Here is a 334-nt window from a genome sequence, read left to right on the forward strand (position 1 = left end):
CTTCGGGTTTACGGGTGACGGGATATCCGAAGAGCTTTTTGCTTCTTAGCGCAACATAAGCCCCGTCATTCCGGCCTTGAGCCGGAATCCAGCCAGGCCAAGTCTTTGGGCTGAAAAGGACTCTTCCCACGGCGCAGACGCGCCGTGACTGGATCCCGGCTCGAGGCCGGGATGACGGAAGGGGCGTTGCGCGCTATGGCAAACATCGAGACTGCCGTGCACATCTTTTTGTCTGGTAAAATCTTCTTCCAGTAGCCTGTTTCGAAACAACGCGTCTCCCTCCACAGAATTCAATTCCGTTTCCTCCCCCCATACGATAGCAAGTGAAAGTCGG

Annotated in this window: 1 protein-coding gene; it reads right to left on the reverse strand. The window is 55.4% G+C overall.

Translation table 11 applies throughout. The features are described from left to right. Positions 1-45 precede the first annotated feature (45 nt). The coding region (locus tag EN824_RS35710; protein WP_210236386.1) for a hypothetical protein at positions 46-334 on the reverse strand (289 nt) is incomplete at its 5' end.

The organism is Mesorhizobium sp. M8A.F.Ca.ET.181.01.1.1, assembly GCF_004792025.1.
In the GTDB taxonomy this organism is placed as follows: domain Bacteria; phylum Pseudomonadota; class Alphaproteobacteria; order Rhizobiales; family Rhizobiaceae; genus Mesorhizobium.